The sequence below is a fragment of the Hymenobacter edaphi genome, assembly GCF_003258365.1.
Lineage (GTDB): Bacteria > Bacteroidota > Bacteroidia > Cytophagales > Hymenobacteraceae > Solirubrum > Solirubrum edaphi.
On record NZ_QHKM01000001.1, the window covers coordinates 377,031 to 395,512 of the forward strand.

13 protein-coding genes and 1 other RNA gene are annotated in these 18,482 nt (G+C 65.2%); 2 read left to right on the forward strand and 12 right to left on the reverse strand.

Annotation, left to right across the window (positions count from 1 at the left end; genetic code table 11):
- Nucleotides 1–2 precede the first annotated feature (2 nt).
- The 5 genes from DLM85_RS01420 to DLM85_RS01440 all read right to left on the reverse strand — a co-directional run bounded on the left by DLM85_RS01420 (nucleotide 3) and on the right by DLM85_RS01440 (nucleotide 5,745).
- The gene (locus tag DLM85_RS01420) at nucleotides 3–1,916 is read right to left on the reverse strand and encodes an LTA synthase family protein (RefSeq protein ID WP_111476284.1); all 1,914 of its coding nucleotides are present in this window, start codon (nucleotides 1,914–1,916) and stop codon (nucleotides 3–5) included.
- Between the two features lie 91 nt (nucleotides 1,917–2,007).
- Nucleotides 2,008–2,607, reverse strand: coding sequence for an SMI1/KNR4 family protein (locus DLM85_RS01425; protein WP_111476285.1), 600 nt, complete (start codon nucleotides 2,605–2,607; stop codon nucleotides 2,008–2,010).
- A 157-nt stretch (nucleotides 2,608–2,764) separates the two neighbouring features.
- The gene (ald, locus tag DLM85_RS01430; RefSeq protein WP_111476286.1) at nucleotides 2,765–3,895 is read right to left on the reverse strand and encodes an alanine dehydrogenase; all 1,131 of its coding nucleotides are present in this window, start codon (nucleotides 3,893–3,895) and stop codon (nucleotides 2,765–2,767) included.
- A gap of 345 nt (nucleotides 3,896–4,240) precedes the next feature.
- On the reverse strand, nucleotides 4,241–4,732 hold the full coding sequence (locus DLM85_RS01435) for a hypothetical protein (RefSeq protein ID WP_111476287.1): 492 nt from the start codon (nucleotides 4,730–4,732) through the stop codon (nucleotides 4,241–4,243).
- Between the two features lie 218 nt (nucleotides 4,733–4,950).
- Nucleotides 4,951–5,745, reverse strand: coding sequence for a DUF1573 domain-containing protein (locus DLM85_RS01440; protein ID WP_111476288.1), 795 nt, complete (start codon nucleotides 5,743–5,745; stop codon nucleotides 4,951–4,953).
- 248 nt (nucleotides 5,746–5,993) lie between these two features.
- Here DLM85_RS01440 and DLM85_RS01445 point away from each other — a divergent pair, with 248 nt between their 5' ends.
- Nucleotides 5,994–8,414: an alpha-ketoacid dehydrogenase subunit alpha/beta gene (locus DLM85_RS01445; RefSeq protein WP_111476289.1), complete on the forward strand. Its 2,421-nt coding sequence runs from the start codon at nucleotides 5,994–5,996 to the stop codon at nucleotides 8,412–8,414.
- An 84-nt stretch (nucleotides 8,415–8,498) separates the two neighbouring features.
- On the opposite strand, the gene DLM85_RS01450 is transcribed toward DLM85_RS01445, so the two are convergent.
- A complete protein-coding gene (locus DLM85_RS01450; RefSeq protein ID WP_111476290.1) occupies nucleotides 8,499–9,038 on the reverse strand; it encodes a hypothetical protein in 540 nt (179 codons plus the stop codon).
- 115 nt (nucleotides 9,039–9,153) lie between these two features.
- Between DLM85_RS01450 and DLM85_RS01455 the strand changes: the two genes are divergently transcribed.
- Nucleotides 9,154–10,173 carry an acyl-CoA synthetase family protein gene (locus DLM85_RS01455; protein ID WP_111476291.1) on the forward strand — a complete coding sequence of 340 codons (1,020 nt, stop codon included), beginning with the start codon at nucleotides 9,154–9,156 and terminating at the stop codon, nucleotides 10,171–10,173.
- An 87-nt stretch (nucleotides 10,174–10,260) separates the two neighbouring features.
- Here the strand turns inward: DLM85_RS01455 and DLM85_RS01460 are convergent, their stop codons facing one another.
- From DLM85_RS01460 to DLM85_RS01485, 6 genes are all read right to left on the reverse strand, one after another.
- Nucleotides 10,261–11,418 (reverse strand): sigma-54-dependent transcriptional regulator, encoded by a 1,158-nt coding sequence (locus DLM85_RS01460; protein WP_111476292.1) that lies wholly within the window; start codon nucleotides 11,416–11,418, stop codon nucleotides 10,261–10,263.
- Nucleotides 11,419–11,582: 164 nt separating this feature from the next.
- An RNA gene (gene rnpB / locus DLM85_RS01465) (RNase P RNA component class A) lies at nucleotides 11,583–12,043 on the reverse strand.
- 45 nt (nucleotides 12,044–12,088) lie between these two features.
- Nucleotides 12,089–12,391 (reverse strand): MafI2 family immunity protein, encoded by a 303-nt coding sequence (locus tag DLM85_RS01470; protein WP_133256834.1) that lies wholly within the window; start codon nucleotides 12,389–12,391, stop codon nucleotides 12,089–12,091.
- A 5-nt stretch (nucleotides 12,392–12,396) separates the two neighbouring features.
- The gene (locus tag DLM85_RS01475; protein WP_111476294.1) at nucleotides 12,397–14,277 is read right to left on the reverse strand and encodes a M1 family metallopeptidase; all 1,881 of its coding nucleotides are present in this window, start codon (nucleotides 14,275–14,277) and stop codon (nucleotides 12,397–12,399) included.
- Between the two features lie 192 nt (nucleotides 14,278–14,469).
- Complete coding sequence (locus DLM85_RS01480) at nucleotides 14,470–17,040, reverse strand: tail fiber domain-containing protein (protein WP_111476295.1); 2,571 nt, start codon at nucleotides 17,038–17,040, stop codon at nucleotides 14,470–14,472.
- Between the two features lie 197 nt (nucleotides 17,041–17,237).
- Nucleotides 17,238–18,365 (reverse strand): Smr/MutS family protein, encoded by a 1,128-nt coding sequence (locus tag DLM85_RS01485; RefSeq protein WP_111476296.1) that lies wholly within the window; start codon nucleotides 18,363–18,365, stop codon nucleotides 17,238–17,240.
- Nucleotides 18,366–18,482 lie beyond the last annotated feature (117 nt).

Sequence of the window (18,482 nt, forward strand, 5' to 3'; positions counted from 1 at the left end):
AGCTACGGCGCCGGCTGGCGGTACAGCGAGTTGTCGAGCAGGCCGGTGGTGAAGTATTGCGCCACGGCCCGCAGCTCGTCGCCGTACTGTTGCAGTTTGGCGGCCGGCGGGTTGGGCAGGGGCTGGGCGGGCAGCTGGTGGGTGCGGTAGGGGTAGAGGCGCACCTGATTATCGGCGGTCAGCTCGGTCACGTAGTCGTGGTGCACGAGGTAGTGCGCGCCGTTGGAGAGGAACAGAGCCCGGCCGGGTGCCTGCCCATCGAACACCGAGTAGCCGAAGGGCAGCAGCTGCCGGCTGTCGGCCCCGAAGCCCAGGGCGTCGAGCACGGTGGCGGGCACGTCGGCCTGCTGGGTGATGCGGTGCGCGTCGGCCGGGGGCAGCGGGCGGCCGGGGTGAAAGAGCAGCAGCGGCGTTTTATGCTCCCCGAGCAGGTTCTGGTAGGTGGGCGCCTGGCTCTGCGAAGTGTGGTCGGCCAACAGCACAAACAGCGTGTTGCGGTACCAGGGCTGCCGGCTGGCCGTCTGGAAAAAGCGGCGCAGCGCGTAATCGGCGTACTCGATGGAGGCGTGAATTTCCAGCGGGCCGGGCCGGAAGCGGCCCCGGTACTGCGGCGGCACCGGAAACGGGTCGTGGGAAGTGAGCGTGAAGACCGTGGAAAAAAACGGCGGCCGCTGCCGGCCGAGCTGCCCGGCAAAATACTGCAGGTAGGGCTCGTCGTAGATACCCCAGTGCCCGTCGAAATCCGGGCTTTGGGTGCCGCCGGGGTATTCTTCCAGGCCGTAGTACTGCTGCACGCCCGCCTTGCCGCTGAACACGTTGAAGCCCATCGTGCCGTTTTGGGCGCCGTGAAAGACGGAAGTGGCGTAGCCGCGGCGGCCCAGCAGCTCGCCCAGGCCGTGCAGCTCGTCGGTCTGGAAGTTGGAGGTGATAAAGGCCGACTCCATCAGCGCCGGCAGCCCCGCCAGCACCGCCGGCAAGGCCTCGATGGAGCGCTGCCCGTTGGCGTAATGCTCGCGCATGAGCAGCGCCCCCGGGCTCGTGGCCAGCGAATCGAAAAACGGCGTGTAGCTGCGCTGGCCAGGGTTTTCGACGCCGTTGTACTCCGAGGCGAAGCTTTCCACCAGCAGAATCACCACGTTGTCGGGCGTCGGGTTCGGCCGCGGGGCGGGGTAGTGGGCCGCCAGGGCCCGCTGCAGCTCGGCCGCCGAGGCAAAGTACGCGGGCCGCTCCAGCGTCTTCTGCCCGATGCTCTTGATAAAGGTGAAGGTGCTGTTCAGGGCCACGTGGCCGAGGGCGGGCGGCGTCTGCACGAAGGCGTGGCCGGGGCGCAGGGGCTTAAGCTGCAGCCCGCCACGGACGCCGAGCACCGCCAGCGCGGCCACCAGGCTCACTTCCGCCATGGCCCAGGCCATGCGCCACAGTGCCGGGCGCGGCTTGGGGGCGGGCGCCGCGCCGGGCATGGGGTAGCCGTACCACAGCAGCCCCAGCAGCAGCAGAAACGGCAGCAGCAGAAACCAGTAGTGCCCGACGAGCTGCCCGGCCTGCCGCTCAATGTCGCCGGTGATGGTGAACAGCTCGTCGGAGGTGCGCCGGCCGATGAACTTGAAGTACTGGCTGTCGATGATGTTCAGGGCCAGGCCCGGCGCATTCAGCACCAGGTACAGCCCGCGCAGAAGCTGCTGCCAGCCCCGCCCGTACGAGGGCACGAACGAGAGCAGGATAAACGGCACGTTCACCAGCAGCAGCGCCGACAAATCGAACCGGAAGCCGTGCCAGAAGGCCAGCGCCGTCTGCCCCGCCGAGGCCTCCGCGAAAGCGCCGTAGTTGGCCGCGTAGAACCCGAGGCGCAGCAGCAGGTACGCCGCCAGCAGCAGCGAAAACCGGCGCAGCAGCAGCCAAAGCAGGGGAGAGGGCATTAAGGTGAAATGGTGAAATAGGGAAATGGTGAGTGATGTTCTGGTGTGTCGAATGTCGAACTCACCAGTTCACCAGCTCACCAAATCACCACTAGTAGTCCTTGCGCAGGCGGATCTGCTGGCCGGGCTTGAGCTTGATGATCTGCTTGTAGAGGTGGGCCAGGGAGTGCAGGCGCACCTCCGTGGGCATGCGCGTCAGCTCGAAGCTTTCGTCCTCGCTCTTCACGCACACCGGCGGGTAGATGGCCAGCAGCTCGCCGGGCTGCAGCAGGGCGCCGTATTCCATGAATTGGCCCACCGGGCCCAGGTCCAGGGCCTTGTCGGGGAAGCGCTGCACGCCCTCGATGAAGCCGGAGAAGTTGACGCCCAGGGGCTGGATTTCGCCGGTTTCCGCGTCCAGGAAGATGACCTCGCCGCGGCGCATCAGAAACTGGTTGCCCACCGCGTCCTCGGCGAAGGGCAGGTCGGAGCGCTTCACGTTGCGGTAGTTGCGCCAGAAAGCGTTGGGGCCGTCCCAGGTTTCGCGGATGCTGTGCCAGAGCGGCTCCTTGCAGCAGCCGCGGATGTGCAGCGCGCCGTAGTACGCCACCAAGCCGTTATTCTGCAGCATAAACGACTGCATATCAAACGGCAGCAGCTTGAAGGTGGCCGCGTCGGATACGGGCTCCCCGATGTAGGTAATGTCTTTCATAAGCAAAAGGAAAGCAGTTCAGCAAAAAGCCTCCCCGGCCACAATTGGGCGGGAAGGCTTTGAGTAATTAACAATTAAGAATGAAGAATTAATTATTGAATCGGGCAGACGCCGAAACAGCAATTGTTAATTCTTCATTCTTAATTATCAATTGAAGTTAGGCTACGTACGCCGAGTCCAGCACCTTCGACACGTTGGTCAGGCCCAGGCCCCAGGCTTCGGCCACGCCTTTGTATACCACCTCGCCGTTCACCACGTTCAGGCCCAAGCGCAGCGCCGCGTCGCGGGTGCAGGCCTCGCGCCAGCCCAGGTTGGCCAGCTTCAGGGCGTAGGGCAGGGTGGCGTTGGTCAAGGCCAGCGTGCTGGTGTAGGGCACCGCGCCGGGCATGTTGGCCACGCAGTAGTGCACCACGTCGTCGATGATGAAGGTCGGGTTTTCGTGGGTCGTGGGGGTGCAGGTTTCAATGCAGCCGCCCTGGTCCACGGCCACGTCCACCACCACGGCGCCCGACTTCATGTCCTTGAGCATGTCGCGGGTGACGAGGTGCGGGGCCTTGGCGCCCGGAATCAGCACGGCGCCGATAACCAGGTCCGCCGTTTTGATGGCTTCGCGGATGTTGTAGTCGTTGGAGTACTGGGTCACCACGTTCTTGGGCATGATGTCGTCCAGCTCGCGCAGGCGGTTCAGGCTGATGTCCATGATGGTCACCTGGGCGCCGAGGCCGGCGGCCACTTTCGCGGCGTTGGTGCCGACCACGCCGCCGCCCAGGATGAGCACCTCGGCGGGGCGCACGCCGGGCACGCCGCCCAGCAGGATGCCGCGGCCTTTCAGCGGCTTCTCCAGGTACTTGGCGCCTTCCTGCGGGGCCATGCGGCCGGCTACTTCGCTCATCGGCACCAGCAGGGGCAAGGAGCGGTTGGGCAGTTCCACCGTCTCGTAGGCCAGGCAGGTGGCCTTGCGCTCGATCATGGCGTGCGTCAGCTCTTCCGACGAAGCGAAGTGGAAGTAGGTGAACAGCAGCTGACCTTCCTTGATCAGGCCGTACTCCTCCGAAATCGGCTCCTTCACTTTCACGATCATCTCAGCCTGCGCGTACACCTCTTCGATGGTCGGCAGCAGCTGGGCGCCGGCTTGCTCGTATTCGGCGTCGGAGAAGCCGCTGCCGAGGCCGGCGCTGGCTTGTACGTACACCGTGTGGCCCGCCTTGCGGAACTCAGCTACACCGGCCGGCGTCACGCCCACTCGGTTTTCGTTGTTTTTAATCTCCTTCGGAACGCCGATGATCATGGGAAAAATGCTGGGATGGGTTGACGGGGAAAACGCCGGCAAATATAGGCAAGGTTTCGCGCGGGCGGGCGAACAACAGTTAGTTTGTGGGGGCTGAGCGGCGGCCAACTCGTTGTAACAGCAGCAAGTCAGCGGCTTGCTCAGATGTTTCGGCGGCGCCTGACCACAGCCGCGGAGCGGCGCCATATTGGTAGTCCGGTTGGCTTAGAAGAAAATAGAGCGGCAGCGCAGCGGCACCTCTCCGCGCGGAAGGGTGTCGCTGCGCTGCCGCTTCGGTGTATTTATGCTCGCTCTAAACGACCAGTACGGCGCTGCTACGCGGCTGTATCCTGGTGCCCAGCCGCATTAGAATCGGTACCGGTTGCTCGGAATTTCGATGACCCGCGCGAAGCTGCCGGCCGGCGAATACACCCGCGGGTGGTAAAACAGCTGCAGCTGGTAATCGGCCTTCGACTGGGGCCGTGTTGGGCCGCCGAAGCGGCTCAGGGGCAGCTCGTAGGTGCGCGTGACGCTGCCGTGGGCCGGCACCGTGATGCGCTGGTCCTTGCCGCGGCGCATGTGCAGCTCCCAGGGCAGGGCCTGCCCGTTTACCCACACCACCGGCAGGCAGGCCTGCGTCTGCGCCGGGTCCGATACCACGAAGGGCAAGTCGTTCTGATTGACCAGCTCCACGGTGGCGCGCACGCCTTCCAGGTCGGTGCCGGGCGCGATGGGGGGCAGGCTCACGCGCACCTGCAGGCCGTACTGCGGCGTGACGCGGGGCGAGCGGACGTTGCGGGCGCAGCCGCCGAGCAGCGCCGCCGAAAACAGGAGCAGGGCGGGTAGGGAAAAACGCATAGCTGAAGCTTGTTGAGAGAAGAGGAGCAGAGCGCCGGGGCGCGTAAGCTGCGCCCTTAAAAAATGATGCCACGACCGGCGGCCGTGGCATCAAAACTGGCAGGAAAATTCAAATGCGCGTCAGAATCAGCGGGAAAGAGTTCAGCGTAACGGCCCAGGAACAACGGGCTGAATCGTTCACCGGCCGGCGGCGCCGAAAACCGCCGGCAGCCAGCGGCCTACTTAAACGGCACGGCCGCGCTGCCTTCCTTCAGCATGCTCTGCTGGGTAAGGCTCTGCACGATGTTGGCTTTCAGGGTAATCTTGGGGTCCGAGCCGGTGATGTCGTTGGAGTGCAGCGTCACCACGTCGGTCATCTGGCCCACCTGGCGCTGGGCGTACTGCAGCTCCAGCGTGGCCGACTCGCCCGGTTTCAGCGCCTTGGGCAGGCTCTTCACCGTCACGCAGTAGCAGCTGGAGGTGATGGGGCTCAGCTCCAGGTTGGTTTTGCCGGTGTTTTTCACCGTAAAGCGAGCTGTGGGCTGCTGGCCGGCTTCCATCTTGCCGAAGTCGTGGGCGGCGCGGTCCAGCGTGAGCTTGGGCGACTTGGCCAGCTCGGCCGGCGAGTAGGTCTTGGTCATCTCGCCCTTGTCGACCACCGTGCCGCTGATGCTGAGCACCAGGGAGGCGTCCTTGGCGTTGCTGGTCACCGTCACGGTTTTGTTGAACTGGCCCGGGCGGCCGGCGCTGTTGTAGGCGGCACGGATAAAGCCGGTTTTGCCAGGCAGCACCGGCGTCTTGGTCCAGTCCGGGGTGGTGCAGCCGCAGCTGGCCTGCACGTTGGCAATAACCACGGGCTGGTTGCCGGTGTTGGTGAACTTGAACTCGTGGGTGGCCAGGGCGCCCTCGGCCACTTTTTTGAAGTCGTGGGCGGTTTCGGTGAACGTGAGCACGCCTTGCGCGGCCGCGGCCACCGAGGTCAGAAGCACCAGGGCCAGCGGGCCCAGCAGAGAAGTAAAGATGTTGCGCACCATAGCGGAGAAGTTGAGAATCAGCGGAAGCCAGCCCGCAAAAACAGCGCCGGGCTGAGAGGCCGCGGGCAAGCTACGCCGCGCCGCCGGCCCCAGCAAATATAACCATAACCGGCGGCCAATGCACACGAGCGGGGCGGGCGCCGTACCCTAACGCTCGTTTTGCGTACTTTTGCCTGCCTGCCGTGCGGTCAGGCCGCCCCGCCCACCGGGCGTCTGCTCCCCCAATCTATTCCCCCAGTATCCACTGCATGTCCACCGCCGACTCGGCCGTAGCTTCGGCCGCCGCCACGCTTAGCAAGGAAGAGCTGCTCCGCGATTACCGCCTCGGCTGGGAAAGCCGGCAAGCCTCGCTCACCGGCCGCAAAGAAGTATTCATGGGCAAGGCCAAGTTTGGCATCTTCGGCGACGGCAAAGAGCTGCCGCAGCTGGCCATGGCCCGCGCCTTCCGCCCCGGCGACTGGCGCTCCGGCTACTACCGCGACCAGACCTTCATGCTCGCCACCGGCGAGCTGACCCTGCAGCAGTACTTCGCCCAGCTCTACGCCCACCCCGACGTGGAGGCCGAGCCCAGCACCGCCGGCCGCGCCATGAACGGCCACTTCGGCACCCGCATCCTCGACGAGGACGGGCAGTTCAAAGACCAGCTGGCCAGCAAGAATTCCTCGGCCGACATTTCGCCCACCGGCGGGCAGATGCCCCGCCTCGTGGGCCTGGCCTACGCCTCCAAGCTCTACCGCCAAAACCCCGAGCTGCACCAGTTCGCGCAGTTCTCGCGCAACGGCGACGAGGTAGCTTTCGGCACCATCGGCAACGCCAGCACCTCGGAGGGCATGTTCTTCGAGGCCATCAACGCCGCCGGCGTGCTGCAGATTCCGATGCTGATGAGCGTGTGGGACGACCACTACGGCATATCGGTGCCGGCCGAGTACCAGACCACCAAGCAGAGCATCAGCGAAATCCTGATGGGCTTCCAGCGCAACGCGCCGGGCGAGCAGGGCTTCGAAATCTTCGTGGTGAAGGGCTGGGACTACGCCGCCCTGGTCGATACCTACCAGCGCGCCGCCGAAGTGTGCCGCCGGGAGCACGTGCCGGTGCTCATCCACGTGACGGAGCTGACGCAGCCGCAGGGCCACTCGACCAGCGGCTCGCACGAGCGGTACAAGAGCAAGGACCGCCTGGGCTGGGAGCAGGAGTTTGACTGCCTGCGCCAGCTGCGCCTCTGGCTGCTGCAGGAAGGCCACGCCACCGAGGCCGAGCTGGACCAAATCGAAAACGAAGCCAAGGACACCGTGCGCCAGGCCCGCGCCGCCGCCTGGGAAGCCTTCTTCAATCCCATCAAGCAGGAGCGCGACGAAGTGGTGCAGCTGCTCAACCAGCTGGCCACCGAAGCCGGCCGCGAAAACGAGCTGCACGAGCTAATTCACCAGCTGGAGCACAACCCGACGCCCATCCGCGCCGACCTGATGCGGGCCGTGCGCCGCGCCCTGCGCCAGGTGCGCGACCTGAAGCGCAGCTTCGGCCGCGCCGAGCTGCGCCGCTGGCACGAGCAGGCCCTGGCCGACAACGCCGACCGCTACAACTCCCACCTGCACAGCCAGAGCGAGGACGCGGCCCTGCACGTGGAGGAAGTCAAGCCCGAGTACGCCGACGACGCCCCGCAGGTGGACGGCCGCGAGGTGCTGCAGGCCTGCTTCGACGCCATGTTCAGCCGCGACCCGCGCGTGTTTGCCATCGGCGAAGACGTGGGCCGTATCGGCGACGTGAACCAGGCCTTTGCCGGCCTGCAGGAGAAATTCGGCGAGCTGCGCATCACCGACACCGGCATCCGCGAGTGCACCATCGTGGGCCAGGGCATCGGGGCGGCGCTGCGCGGGCTGCGGCCCATCACCGAAATCCAGTACCTCGACTACCTGCTCTACGCCATCCAGATCCTGAGCGACGACGTGGCCTGCCTGCAGTACCGCACCAAGGGCGGGCAGAAAGCCCCGCTCATCGTGCGCACCCGCGGGCACCGGCTGGAAGGCATCTGGCACAGCGGCTCGCCCATTCAGATGATTCTGGGCGCCGTGCGCGGCATGTACCTCTGCGTACCCCGCGACATGACCCAGGCCGCCGGCTTCTACAACCTGCTGCTCAAGGGCGACGACCCGGCCATCGTCATCGAGCCGCTCAACGGCTACCGCCTCAAGGAGCGCCTGCCCGCCAACGTGGGCGAGTTCACGGTGCCGCTGGGCGTGCCCGAGGTGCTGCGCCAGGGCACCGACGTGACGGTGGTCACCTACGGCTCGATGTGCCGCATCGTGCTCGACGCGGCCAAGCAGCTGGAGCAGGTGGGCGTGTCCGTCGAGGTCATCGACGTGCAGACCCTGCTGCCCTTCGACCGCGAAGGCGTGATTCTGGAGTCGCTGCAGAAAACCAGCCGGGTGGTCTTCGCCGACGAGGACGTACCCGGCGGCGCCTCGGCCTACATGCTGCAGCAGGTGCTCGACGAGCAGGGCGGCTACCGCTACCTCGACGCGCAGCCGCGCTGCCTGGCCGCCCAGCCCCACCGCCCGCCTTACGGCTCCGACGGCGACTATTTCTCGAAGCCCAACGCCGAGGACGTGTTCGACGTGGTGTACGAGTTGCTGCAGGAAGCCGCGCCGGAGCAGTTTCCGAACATCTACTAGGCCCGGCCCGCGGCCGGAAACGCAACCGCCCCGCCATCGGCTACGCTGATGGCGGGGCGGTTTAAGTTCGCGGGAAGCGGCGGGTTAAGGCAGCACCAGCTCCTCGGTGGTAAGGACGTTGCTTTTGTGCTGAGCGCGGTCGTAGACGTAGATTTCGAATTTGACCTTGTTGCCGGGGCGGTACTGGGGGTAGTTAATCGGGAAGCCGTTGCCGTTGTTGACTTCGTAGGTCAGCTCGCCGCGAATGGGCTGCGACTTAGCGTCGACGGCCAGCATGCGCCCGAAGGCCCCGTTGAACGAAAGGTCCCGCTCGAACTGCCGATTCGTAGTGTTGTACACGTACATGGTCGCGTAGTAGTTGAAATTGTACGGCGGGGCGTTGAAGGGCGCCACTTTCTTGTCGTCGTCGGAAAGGCCCAGGTCGCCGTCGCCGTCTTTGTAGTTGAGCGTGACAAAGATGCGGTTGACATCGGTTTCGGGCGAGGGTTTGTCCTCGCGCTCGGCCCGGATGCTCTTGAACTCAATCGACGGTTCGTTGGGGTAAGTAGGCGCCGGCTCGCAGGCCAGAACGGCCAGGGCCGCGGCGGCGGTGAGCAGGCCCGAAAGTAGACGTGTGCGCAGCATAGGAACAGGGTAGGCTGGAGTGAGCAACATCCGGCGGCAAAAAGTACGCATTAATATCCTCTGAACGCGCAAGGGCCGCATTTGTTATGCTCTTTCCAAACCCGGTTTTTCCGCAATGAGTTTCCGCACCGATTACCTGTCTGACCTCGACCGGCTGACGCCCGCCACGGCCGAGGCGCTGGCCCTGCGCCTGTTTCGGCACCAGGCCGCGCACTGCGCCCCGTACCGCCAGTGGCTGCAGGCGCTGGGCTGCCGGCCCGCGCAGGTGCAGCGCCTGCTCGAGGTGCCGTTTCTGCCCATCGAATTCTTCAAAACCCAGGACGTCGTCACCGCCGAGCCGGGCGACGCGTGGCCGCCCGCGCAGGTGTTTCGCAGCAGCGGCACCACCCAGCAGCAGCGCAGCCGCCACCTCGTGCGCGACCCGGCGCTGTACCACCGGCACGCCGCCCGCATCTTCGAGCAGCAGTACGGCTCGCTCACGGGCTGGACGTTTCTGGCCCTGCTGCCCTCGTACCTGGAGCAGGGCGAATCCTCGCTGGTCGACATGGTGGAGTACTTCGTGCGTGCTTCCGGGCAGCCCCAGTCGACGGCGTTTTTCCTGCGCAACCACGCCGCCCTGCTGGCGGCCATGCAGCAGGCCAAACGGGAGCAGCCCGCGCGGAAGCTGATGCTCATCGGCGTGACCTACGCCCTGCTCGATCTGCTGGCTGCCTACCCCGACCACCCCGCGCTGCCCCTGCCCGACGCCGTGCTGGAAACCGGCGGCATGAAGGGCCGGCGCCGCGAGATGATCCGCGAGGAGCTGCACGCCGAGCTGATGGCAGGTTTCAGCCAAGCGGTTATTCACTCCGAGTACGGCATGACGGAGCTGCTCTCGCAGGCCTACAGCCCCGGGCACGGCCGGTTCTACGCCCCGCCGGCCCTGCAAATTCTGCTGCGCGAGCCGACGGACCCGTTTAGCCCCAGCTTCGAGCGGTCGGCCGGCGCCATCAATGTGGTCGATCTGGCCAATATCGATAGCTGCGCTTTCCTGGAAACCCGCGACCTGGGCCGCCGCCACCCCGACGGCTCCTTCGAGGTGCTGGGCCGCCTCGACAACTCCGATATTCGGGGTTGCAGCCAGCTGGCTTCCTGATTCGTTTATTCGCGAGTACCAGCAAAAAGGCCCGCCGTCGTCCGACGGCGGGCCTTTTTGCGGCATGATGATTCGAGCCCCAAACTCCTACTTACCGGCGTAGCTGCGGGCGTCGTCCTCGGTTATCGGGTCGCCGCCCATGATGACGAGGCGCTCCACCACGTTGCGCAGCTCGCGGATGTTGCCGCGCCAGTCGAGGCGTTGCAAGTAGGCCATGCCTTCGGGGCTCATTTTCTTGGGCTTGGTGCCGTAGTCGTTGCCGATATCGGCCAGGAACTTCTCTACCAGCGCGGGAATATCGTCGCGGCGGTCGTTGAGGGCGGGCACCTGGATGAGGATAACCGAGAGGCGGTGGTAGAGGTCTTCGCGGAAGTTGCGGTCGGCAATTTCCTGGAGCAGGTTCTTGTTGGTGGCGGCCACCACGCGCACGTTCACGCTGATTTCCTTTTCGCCGCCCACGCGGGTAATCTTGTTTTCCTGCAGGGCGCGCAGCACTTTGGCCTGGGCCGAGAGGCTCATGTCGCCGATTTCGTCCAGGAACAGGGTGCCGCCGTCGGCCTGCTCGAACTTGCCGATGCGCTGCTTCACGGCGGAGGTAAACGAGCCTTTCTCGTGGCCGAACAGCTCCGACTCAATCAGCTCCGACGGGATGGCGGCGCAGTTCACCTCCACCAGCGGGCCGCCTGCGCGGTTGCTCAGCTCGTGAATCTGCCGGGCCACCATTTCCTTGCCGGCGCCGTTGGGGCCGGTGACCAGCACGCGGGCATCCGTAGGAGCTACCTTTTCGATGGCGGTGCGCACCGTTTGCAGGGCCGCCGAGGTGCCCACCATTTCCGAGCTTTTGGCAATCTTCTTCTTGAGCGTCTTGGTTTCCGTCACCAGCTTGGTGCGGTCCAGGGCGTTGCGCACGGTGACGAGCAGGCGGTTCAGGTCGGGCGGCTTGGGAATGAAGTCGAAGGCGCCCTTCTTGGTGGCGTCGACGGCCATTTCGATGTTGCCGTGGGCCGACACCATGATAAAGGCCGTGTCGGGCGCAATCTTCTGGGCGCGCTCCAGCACTTCGAGGCCGTCCATCTTGGGCATTTTTACGTCGCAGAGCACCACGTCGTACTTGTCCTTGATGAGCATGTCGAGGCCGGCGGGCCCGTCTTCGGCCTGGTCGACGGTGTAGCTTTCAAACTCCAGGATTTCCTTGAGCGTGTAGCGGATGGCTTTTTCGTCGTCGATGATGAGGATGCGGGGCATAGGGCAGGAGGAGTGGATGGTAGAGACGCATAGTTGCGTCTCACTCGTGGCTGACGTTGGGAAGGCCCCAACCTGGTCGTTCAGCGACGAGACGCAAATATGCGTCTCTACGCTGATAAACGAACCGGCCGCCGCTGCGGGTTGCAACGACGGCCGATCTGAAGTTAGGTGATGCGCCTGTAAGCCGGGTTCTGTCCGCCCCCGAAGGAGCGGCCCCACCATTTATCTAGGCCCGAACTCGCGCGCGGGCTCCATCAGCCTACCCGCCGACCGGACGAGCCGCCCGTTGCCAAGCCTTGCGGCCTGGCGTGCCGGCCTATTTGGCCTTTCAACCCCTGAGGTTTACCCAGCCGGACGGTCACCCGCCCGCTGGTGCGCTCTTACCGCACCTTTTCACCCTTACCGGAAGGTGAGATGGTGAAATTGTGAAATGGTGAGTGTCGTTGGACGATTGACTCACTAGTTCACCAATCACCATTTCACCGCCCGGCGGTAGTTTTCTGTGGCACTGGCTGTCCGGCGGCCGTTCCCAGCCGCCGTCCTTCCCGTTAGGAAGCAGGGTGCTCTGCGTTGCCCGGACTTTCCTCTCCGCCCTTGCGGGCGCAGCGGTGGGGCGGCGCATCACTTGCGGGCAAAGGTAGGGAATGTATTGCCTTCGTTCCCGTTCAAGCTAATATTCGGCTCTGGCGTAGACCAAAGTTGGGTAGTGCCCTTGTTTGCAATAAACCGGATTTGAGCTTATAAAAGAGACATTGTGGGATTTCATGTGTACAAAGTCGCCGCTCACTTCGCCCGCTGCTTCGCTGCACATATCGATGTCATCCTGGGTTGGCTCCTTGTCGAACTGAAAGCACATAAAGAACTCATTGCTGTCAGACAAGAGGATTGAAATACATACTACAGAAGGACGGATGTTGAACAGCAAGGCCCGCTGTACAGAAGCTCTCAACTCATACCAATCAATTAGCTTCATACCGATTACTTCCCCGTCCACACGTTGTCCTGCGGGTAGCTGTCGGGCACCAGGGTGCTGCCCAGCTTCACTTGCTTCACCGGTTTGTCGCCGGGGATGGTGACAGTGACGCTGCGGGCGCCGGTTTCCCAGACGGCCACCGAGCGGTGGGCCTGCTGGGTCGAGCCGTCGGCGTAGGTGACGGTGAGGTCGACGGGGACGGGCTTCGTGCCTTTGGCTTCGACTACGATGTCGTGGCCGGCGCCTTGCTTGGTGACGCTCTGGATGCTGAGGTCGGGGTAGCCGCCGTCGAAAAACCAGCGCTGCCAGAACCAGTTCAGGTTGCGGCCGGCGCCCGCGTTCATCGAGTTGAAGAAGTCGAAGGGCATCGGGTGCTTGCCGTGCCAGGTCTGAATGTAGTGGTGCAGGGCCTTGGTGAACAGCTCGTCGCCGAGCATGTCCTTCACGTAGAGGTAGCCCAGGCCGGGCTTGGGGTAGGAGTTGAGGAAAAAGGCCCGGTCGGTCTGCTGGGTGCTGAGGGTGGTGATGGGCAGGTCGATTTCGGTGGCGGCCATACCGGCGTAGGGCGCAATGCCGTAGTCGTCCTGCAGCTTGGGGTCGATGATGCTCGAAATCAGCCACTCGCCGATGGTGGCCCAGCCCTCGTCCATCCAGCCGTATTTCGTCTCGTTGGTGCCCATGTAGAAGGGAAACATCGTGTGGAAGATTTCGTGGTCGGTGAGGGTAATGGCATCCTCGCGGGTTTCCACCGGGTTGTCGTTGACCATCATTGGGTACTCCATCTGGTCCAGCCCGTCGAACACGGTGATGTGCGGGTAGGGGAAGGGCCACCGGGGGAAGGTGTAGCTCATGGCTTCCACCGTTTTGCGCCCGAACTGCACCACCTCCTCGAAATCCTTGTGCTTGGGGTTGTACACGGCATCCACCCGGGTGCGGCGCTTGGTCTTGGGGTCGACCACCAGGCTGGTGGCCTGCCACACGTAATGATCCGACGTGGCAAAGGCGAAATCCGTCACGTCCTGGGCCTCGAAGTGCCAGGTGTTCTGCGCATTCGGGGCGGTGATGCCGCGGCGCTGGGCTTCCTGGGCGCTGACGATGGTCTGGTAGCCGTCCTTTTTCTCCGCCTCGCGCAGGCGCTTTAGGTAAGGCTTGGTCAGCACCTGCTCGGCGTTGGTCAGGTCGCCGGTGGCCCACACAAGGAAGTCCCGGGGCACGGTCACGTCGGCTTTGAAGGAGCAGAAGTCGTTGTAGAACTCCTGCTGGCCGTTGTAGCCGAACTCGTTCCAGCCGTCGATGTCGTCGTAGACGGCCACGCGGGGGAAGAAGTAGGCCACGAAATCGGCGCCCGGCTCCACCTCGCCGGTGCGCATGTGGGAGCCTTTGTTGAGCGTATACGCGTACGCAACGGACAGCTTCACCGCCTGCTTGGTGGCCAGCGGCTGCGGCAGCGGCACCGACATATTGGTGGCCTGAATGCGCAGCTTCGCCACGTCCACCGCCTGCCCGTTCACCGTCAGCTGCTCGATTTTCACGCCCTCGTTGATGTCCTCCGGGCTCATGCGGCCGGCGCGGGGTGCCCCCTTCTGATACAGGTTCGGGTAGAGCTTGAGCAGCAGCCGCGGCAGCTCGTCGGGGCTGTTGTTCTGGTAGCTGATGTCGACGGTGCCCTTCACCAGCCGCGTGGCGGGGTCGAAGTTGACCTTGATAACGTAGTCAGCCGTGTTCTGCCAGTAGTTCGGGCCGGGCTGGCCGTCGGGGCTGCGGGTGCCCTTGGTGTAGGTGGCCTGCAGGTTGCGCGGCACGGGCAGCGGGGGCGCCGGGGCGGCTTGCTGGGCGAAAGAGGCGAGTGGGCTGAGGGTGAGAAGGGCGAAAAGCAGTGCGCGCATGAATAATACTACCGGTAGGCAAGAAAAAGGCAGCCGGCTACCGTGGGGTACTACCTCACGGTAGCCGGCTGCTCTGCGGTAGCGGGCCACCGGCAAAAGTAGGCCCTGCGGAAGTATGGCCCCGCGCTAGCCCCTAAATATCCCCGCCAAGGAAGGCCGCAGACGCTGAGCCCGGCCGCCGCTCTGCCGCCGCTACCGGGCCCGGGCCTGGGGAGCGGCGGCGGCGGCCTGCTGCAGCAAACCGGCTACCTGCTCCTGAAGCTGCCGCAGGAGGGCGTGGTCGGCCTGGGCCTGGGCGGCTAGCGCCTCGGCGGAGGCCTGGGCCTGAGCGGCGCGGGCTTCCAGGGTTTGGTTGCGGGCCTGCAGCTGCTCAATCAGCGCCTGCTGCTCCTGCACGGCCTGCACCAGCGGCACCACGAACTGGCCGTAGTTCAGGCCGTAGATGTCGCGGGCGTGGGCCGGCTGATGCACCCCGTCGAAGGTGTAGCCCACGGCCGCCGCCGCCGCCGCCACTTCCTGGGCCAGAAAGCCGGTGCGCCGCGGGCCGGCTGCGGCCGGGTCGGCGGCGGGCGGGGGGGCACCGTGCTGGAAAGCCGTTTGCGCGGCCGCGTCGAGGTGGTAGCTGACCGGGCGCAGGCGTTGGATAAAGGCCAGGCCCGGCACGTCGGCCCGCACCTGGCGCTTGAAGCGCGCGTCGGAAGTCACCGTCAGGCCCACCTGGCAGCGCAGGGTCGTCACCGCGCTGTTGCCCAGCTGGATGGTGTTGCTGGTCGATACGGTGGCGGCGTAACCCAGGGCCGTGGTGTTGGTCAAGCTCCCGGTGGAGGGGCCGCTGCTCAGGCCCAGCGCCGTGTTGTTGTCGCCCGTCGTATTATTGAGGCCGCTGTTGGCGCCATAAAACGCATTGCCGTCCCCGGAAACGTTGTTGAGGCCGCTTAAAGAGCCCGTAAACGCGTTCAGATGGCCGGCAATATTAATGCTCCCGCTGGCGCGGCCGATGAACGTATTATCACTGCCGTTATCGTTGCCGTGGCCGCTCCTGTGCCCAATGAACACGTTACTGTTCCCGTCGGTATTCTCGTAGCCACTCTCCACCCCGCTAAATACATTGCGGGCGCCGGTGGTATTGCCGAAGCCGCTGCGGTAACCCGTGAACACGTTGTCGGTGCCGGTGGTGGTGGCCTGGCCGCTGAAGGCGCCGGTGAACGTGTTGCCCGTGGCCGCGGTGTTGCTGAAGCCGCTGCGGTAGCCCGCAAACACGTTGTAGTCGCCGGTGGTGTTGGCCTGCCCGCTGCTGGTGCCCGTAAACACGTTGCGGATGCCGGTGGTGTTGTCCTGCCCGGCCAGGTAGCCCGTAAACACGTTGCTGGTGCCGGTCGTATTCGCCTGCCCGGCCTCGTAGCCCGTAAACACGTTGAAACCCCCGGTGGTGGTGGCTTCGCCGGCGCGCGTGCCCACCATCACGTTGAAGCCTCCGGTGGTGTTGGTCCGCCCGCTCTGGTAGCCCACAAACACGTTGTTGCCACCGGTCGTATTCGCCCGCCCCGCTTCGTAGCCCGTAAACACGTTGTCGGCGCCGGTGGTGGTGGCCTGGCCGCTGAAGGCGCCGGTGAACGTGTTGCCCGTGGCCGTGGTGTTGCTGAAGCCGCTGCGGTAGCCCGTAAACACGTTGTAGTCGCCGGTGGTGTTGGCCGGCCCGCTGCTGGTGCCCATGAACACGTTGCGGATGCCGGTGGTGTTGGCCTGCCCGGCCAGGTAGCCCGTAAACACGTTGCCGTACCCGGTGGTGTTGAACTGCCCGGCCTGGTAGCCCGTGAACACGTTGCCGTAGCCGGTGGTGTTATCCTGCCCGGTGACGGCCCCGGTGAAGACGTTACGGTCGCCGGTGGTGTTACCTGAGCCCGCTTGGAAGCCTACGAACACGTTGCCCGTGCCCGTGGTGTTGTTCAGGCCGCTGCCGCGTCCGGCAAAGGTGTTGCTGCTGCCGGTGGTGTTCACCAGACCGGCCAAATAGCCCGTGAACACGTTGCTGTTGCCGGTGGTATTGGCCTCGCCAGCCTGTGAGCCGGCAAACACGTTATAGCTGCCAGCGGTGTTGGCCAGGCCGGCCCGCGCCCCGGTGAATACATTTTCCGCACCAGTGGTGGTGACTAGGCCGCTGCGGTACCCCACGAACACGTTGTTGTCGCCGGTGGTGACCCGGCCAGCCTGGTAGCCGGCGAAGGTGTTGCCCAGGCTCAGCCCAGTCAGGGCCTGCCCGGCTTCGAAGCCCAGCACCACGCCGTTGCCAGCCGTGTGCTGCCCCAGGTTTAGGCCGCCATCGGCGCGCACGCCTACGCCCACGGTGCCCGCTGGCAGGCTGGCGCCGCTGCCCACCAGCGCCTGGCTCTGGAGGTTCAGCGCCTGGGTGGCCGCGTGGCTACCCAGGTTGTCGCCCGCGCCGCCCACGGGGTTGAGCTGCTGCCAACTAGGGGAGGCAGCGGTACCGGCATTGTAGTAGAAGCCACTCGGGGCGTCGGTTTGGTACACCAGCAGGCCGGGGGCCGGCTGCCCGATAGCCGCCCGCTGAGCGGCCGTCAGGCGGGGCACAAGCACGCCTTTACCGGAACTGACGATGTCAAGGGCGGCCGAGGCATCGGGGGTAGTGGTGCCCAGGCCCACACCCTGGGCGCTGGCAGCCGGGGCGGCCCCCCCCAGCAGCAAAGCCAACAGCAGAACGGCCGGCAGCAGGCCACGCCGGGTAAGCGAGTAGGTGTGGTTCATAGAGGGCGGGGAGCGGAAATGAAAGCCAGGACCAGTTATGGCAACGGCGTCGCGCCGCCATAACTAAAGGTCCCGTTTCCGCCGCCGCCGCGCCACCACATGATGATGTGATGAGCGGCTCCGCCCGGTATACCTGGCCCGCTGCCCGTCTGAGGCCACCAGGCCGGGCTTGTAAACCAGCCTGGTGGGGCGTGGGCCTACTTCAGCCGCACCAGCGTGGCGCCGTAGCCGAACTTCTCCTTGCGCGCCTCCTCGAAGAACTTGATGTCCCGGTTGCGGCTCAGGCGCTTGTGCAGCTCCTTGCGCAGCGTGCCGTTGCCCACGCCGTGGATGAACACGATTTCGTGCATGTTGGTGGCCAGAGCGCGGCTCAGAGCGTCCTCGAAAGCGGCGGTTTGCAGCTCCAGCACGGCCGTATTGCTCAGGCCCTCGATGCCGCCTTCGGGCTGCAGGGCTTCCAGGTGCAGGTCCACCTCGTGGGGCGGGGGCACGATGGCCTTGGCCGGCTCCTGCTTGGGGGCGGGCACCACGGTTTTGGCGTCGCCGCGCAGCTTATCGGCAATCTGGTCGCGCAGCTTCGTGGGGTCCACGGCGGGGGCGGGCTTGGGGGCCTCGTCGGTGAGGGGCACGGCAATGGGGGCCACCGGCTTCTCGTCGAGCTGAAACAGGTAGGCCTCGCGCTTGATAACCGGGGCCTCGCGGCGCGAGGAGTAGAACGAGCTGGCCTTGAACGAGACGCGCTTGAGCAGCGTGTCGTAGAGCGTGGGCGCGTTCAGCTGGGAGGGCAGCAGCTGCACCACGGCGGTGGCCCACTGGTCGAAGTCCTTGAGGTGGCGGTGGCCCAGGGGCTGGCTCACGGTTTTGGGGGCCAGCTTGTCGGCGGCCAGGGCCCGGTACTGCCCGCCGCGCTCCTCCCCGAAGGTGAAGAGCACGTCGGCGTCGGTATTATTAATGAGGTGGGCCACCAGCAGCTCCGAGGTCTGCTGCACCAGGGCCAGGTACAGGCCCTTGGGCGCGGGCGGGGCGGGGACGGCTTTGGCGGGCGTGCTGGTGCTGCCGCTGGGCGTGGTGGTAGTGGTGGGCGCGGCGGCTTTGGGAGCGGGCTTACCGGGCTTGAGCGGGCGGGCCTGCGCTACCTGCGAAGGGGCCAGCTCGCTGCCGCCGAAGGCCTTAAACTCTTCCGCGGCCACCAGCACCAGCTCCGAGCGCAGCACCGGCACCGGGAAGTCGTCGATGGTCACTTCCACCAGGTTTTGGTCGAGGATGCGGGTAACGATGCCTTCTTCGCGGCCCGACATGAGGCGCACACGGTCTCCGATATTCATAGTAGTTGCGTGGGTGAGTGGTCCTTGCATACGCTGATTGGGGCTGAAAAAGTGCCGCCGCGGCGCCAGGCAAGGGGGTAAAGGTCGGCAGAGAATCGGGAATGTTGCCTGGGCCGC

Coding starts and splice junctions, on each gene's coding strand:
- DLM85_RS01420 (WP_111476284.1), bottom strand. CDS start 1,916: ATGCCCTCTCCCCTGCTTTGGCTGCTGCTGCGCCGGTTTTCGCTGCTG.
- DLM85_RS01425 (WP_111476285.1), bottom strand. CDS start 2,607: ATGAAAGACATTACCTACATCGGGGAGCCCGTATCCGACGCGGCCACC.
- ald (WP_111476286.1), bottom strand. CDS start 3,895: ATGATCATCGGCGTTCCGAAGGAGATTAAAAACAACGAAAACCGAGTG.
- DLM85_RS01435 (WP_111476287.1), bottom strand. CDS start 4,732: ATGCGTTTTTCCCTACCCGCCCTGCTCCTGTTTTCGGCGGCGCTGCTC.
- DLM85_RS01440 (WP_111476288.1), bottom strand. CDS start 5,745: ATGGTGCGCAACATCTTTACTTCTCTGCTGGGCCCGCTGGCCCTGGTG.
- DLM85_RS01445 (WP_111476289.1), top strand. CDS start 5,994: ATGTCCACCGCCGACTCGGCCGTAGCTTCGGCCGCCGCCACGCTTAGC.
- DLM85_RS01450 (WP_111476290.1), bottom strand. CDS start 9,038: ATGCTGCGCACACGTCTACTTTCGGGCCTGCTCACCGCCGCCGCGGCC.
- DLM85_RS01455 (WP_111476291.1), top strand. CDS start 9,154: ATGAGTTTCCGCACCGATTACCTGTCTGACCTCGACCGGCTGACGCCC.
- DLM85_RS01460 (WP_111476292.1), bottom strand. CDS start 11,418: ATGCCCCGCATCCTCATCATCGACGACGAAAAAGCCATCCGCTACACG.
- DLM85_RS01470 (WP_133256834.1), bottom strand. CDS start 12,391: ATGAAGCTAATTGATTGGTATGAGTTGAGAGCTTCTGTACAGCGGGCC.
- DLM85_RS01475 (WP_111476294.1), bottom strand. CDS start 14,277: ATGCGCGCACTGCTTTTCGCCCTTCTCACCCTCAGCCCACTCGCCTCT.
- DLM85_RS01480 (WP_111476295.1), bottom strand. CDS start 17,040: ATGAACCACACCTACTCGCTTACCCGGCGTGGCCTGCTGCCGGCCGTT.
- DLM85_RS01485 (WP_111476296.1), bottom strand. CDS start 18,365: ATGAATATCGGAGACCGTGTGCGCCTCATGTCGGGCCGCGAAGAAGGC.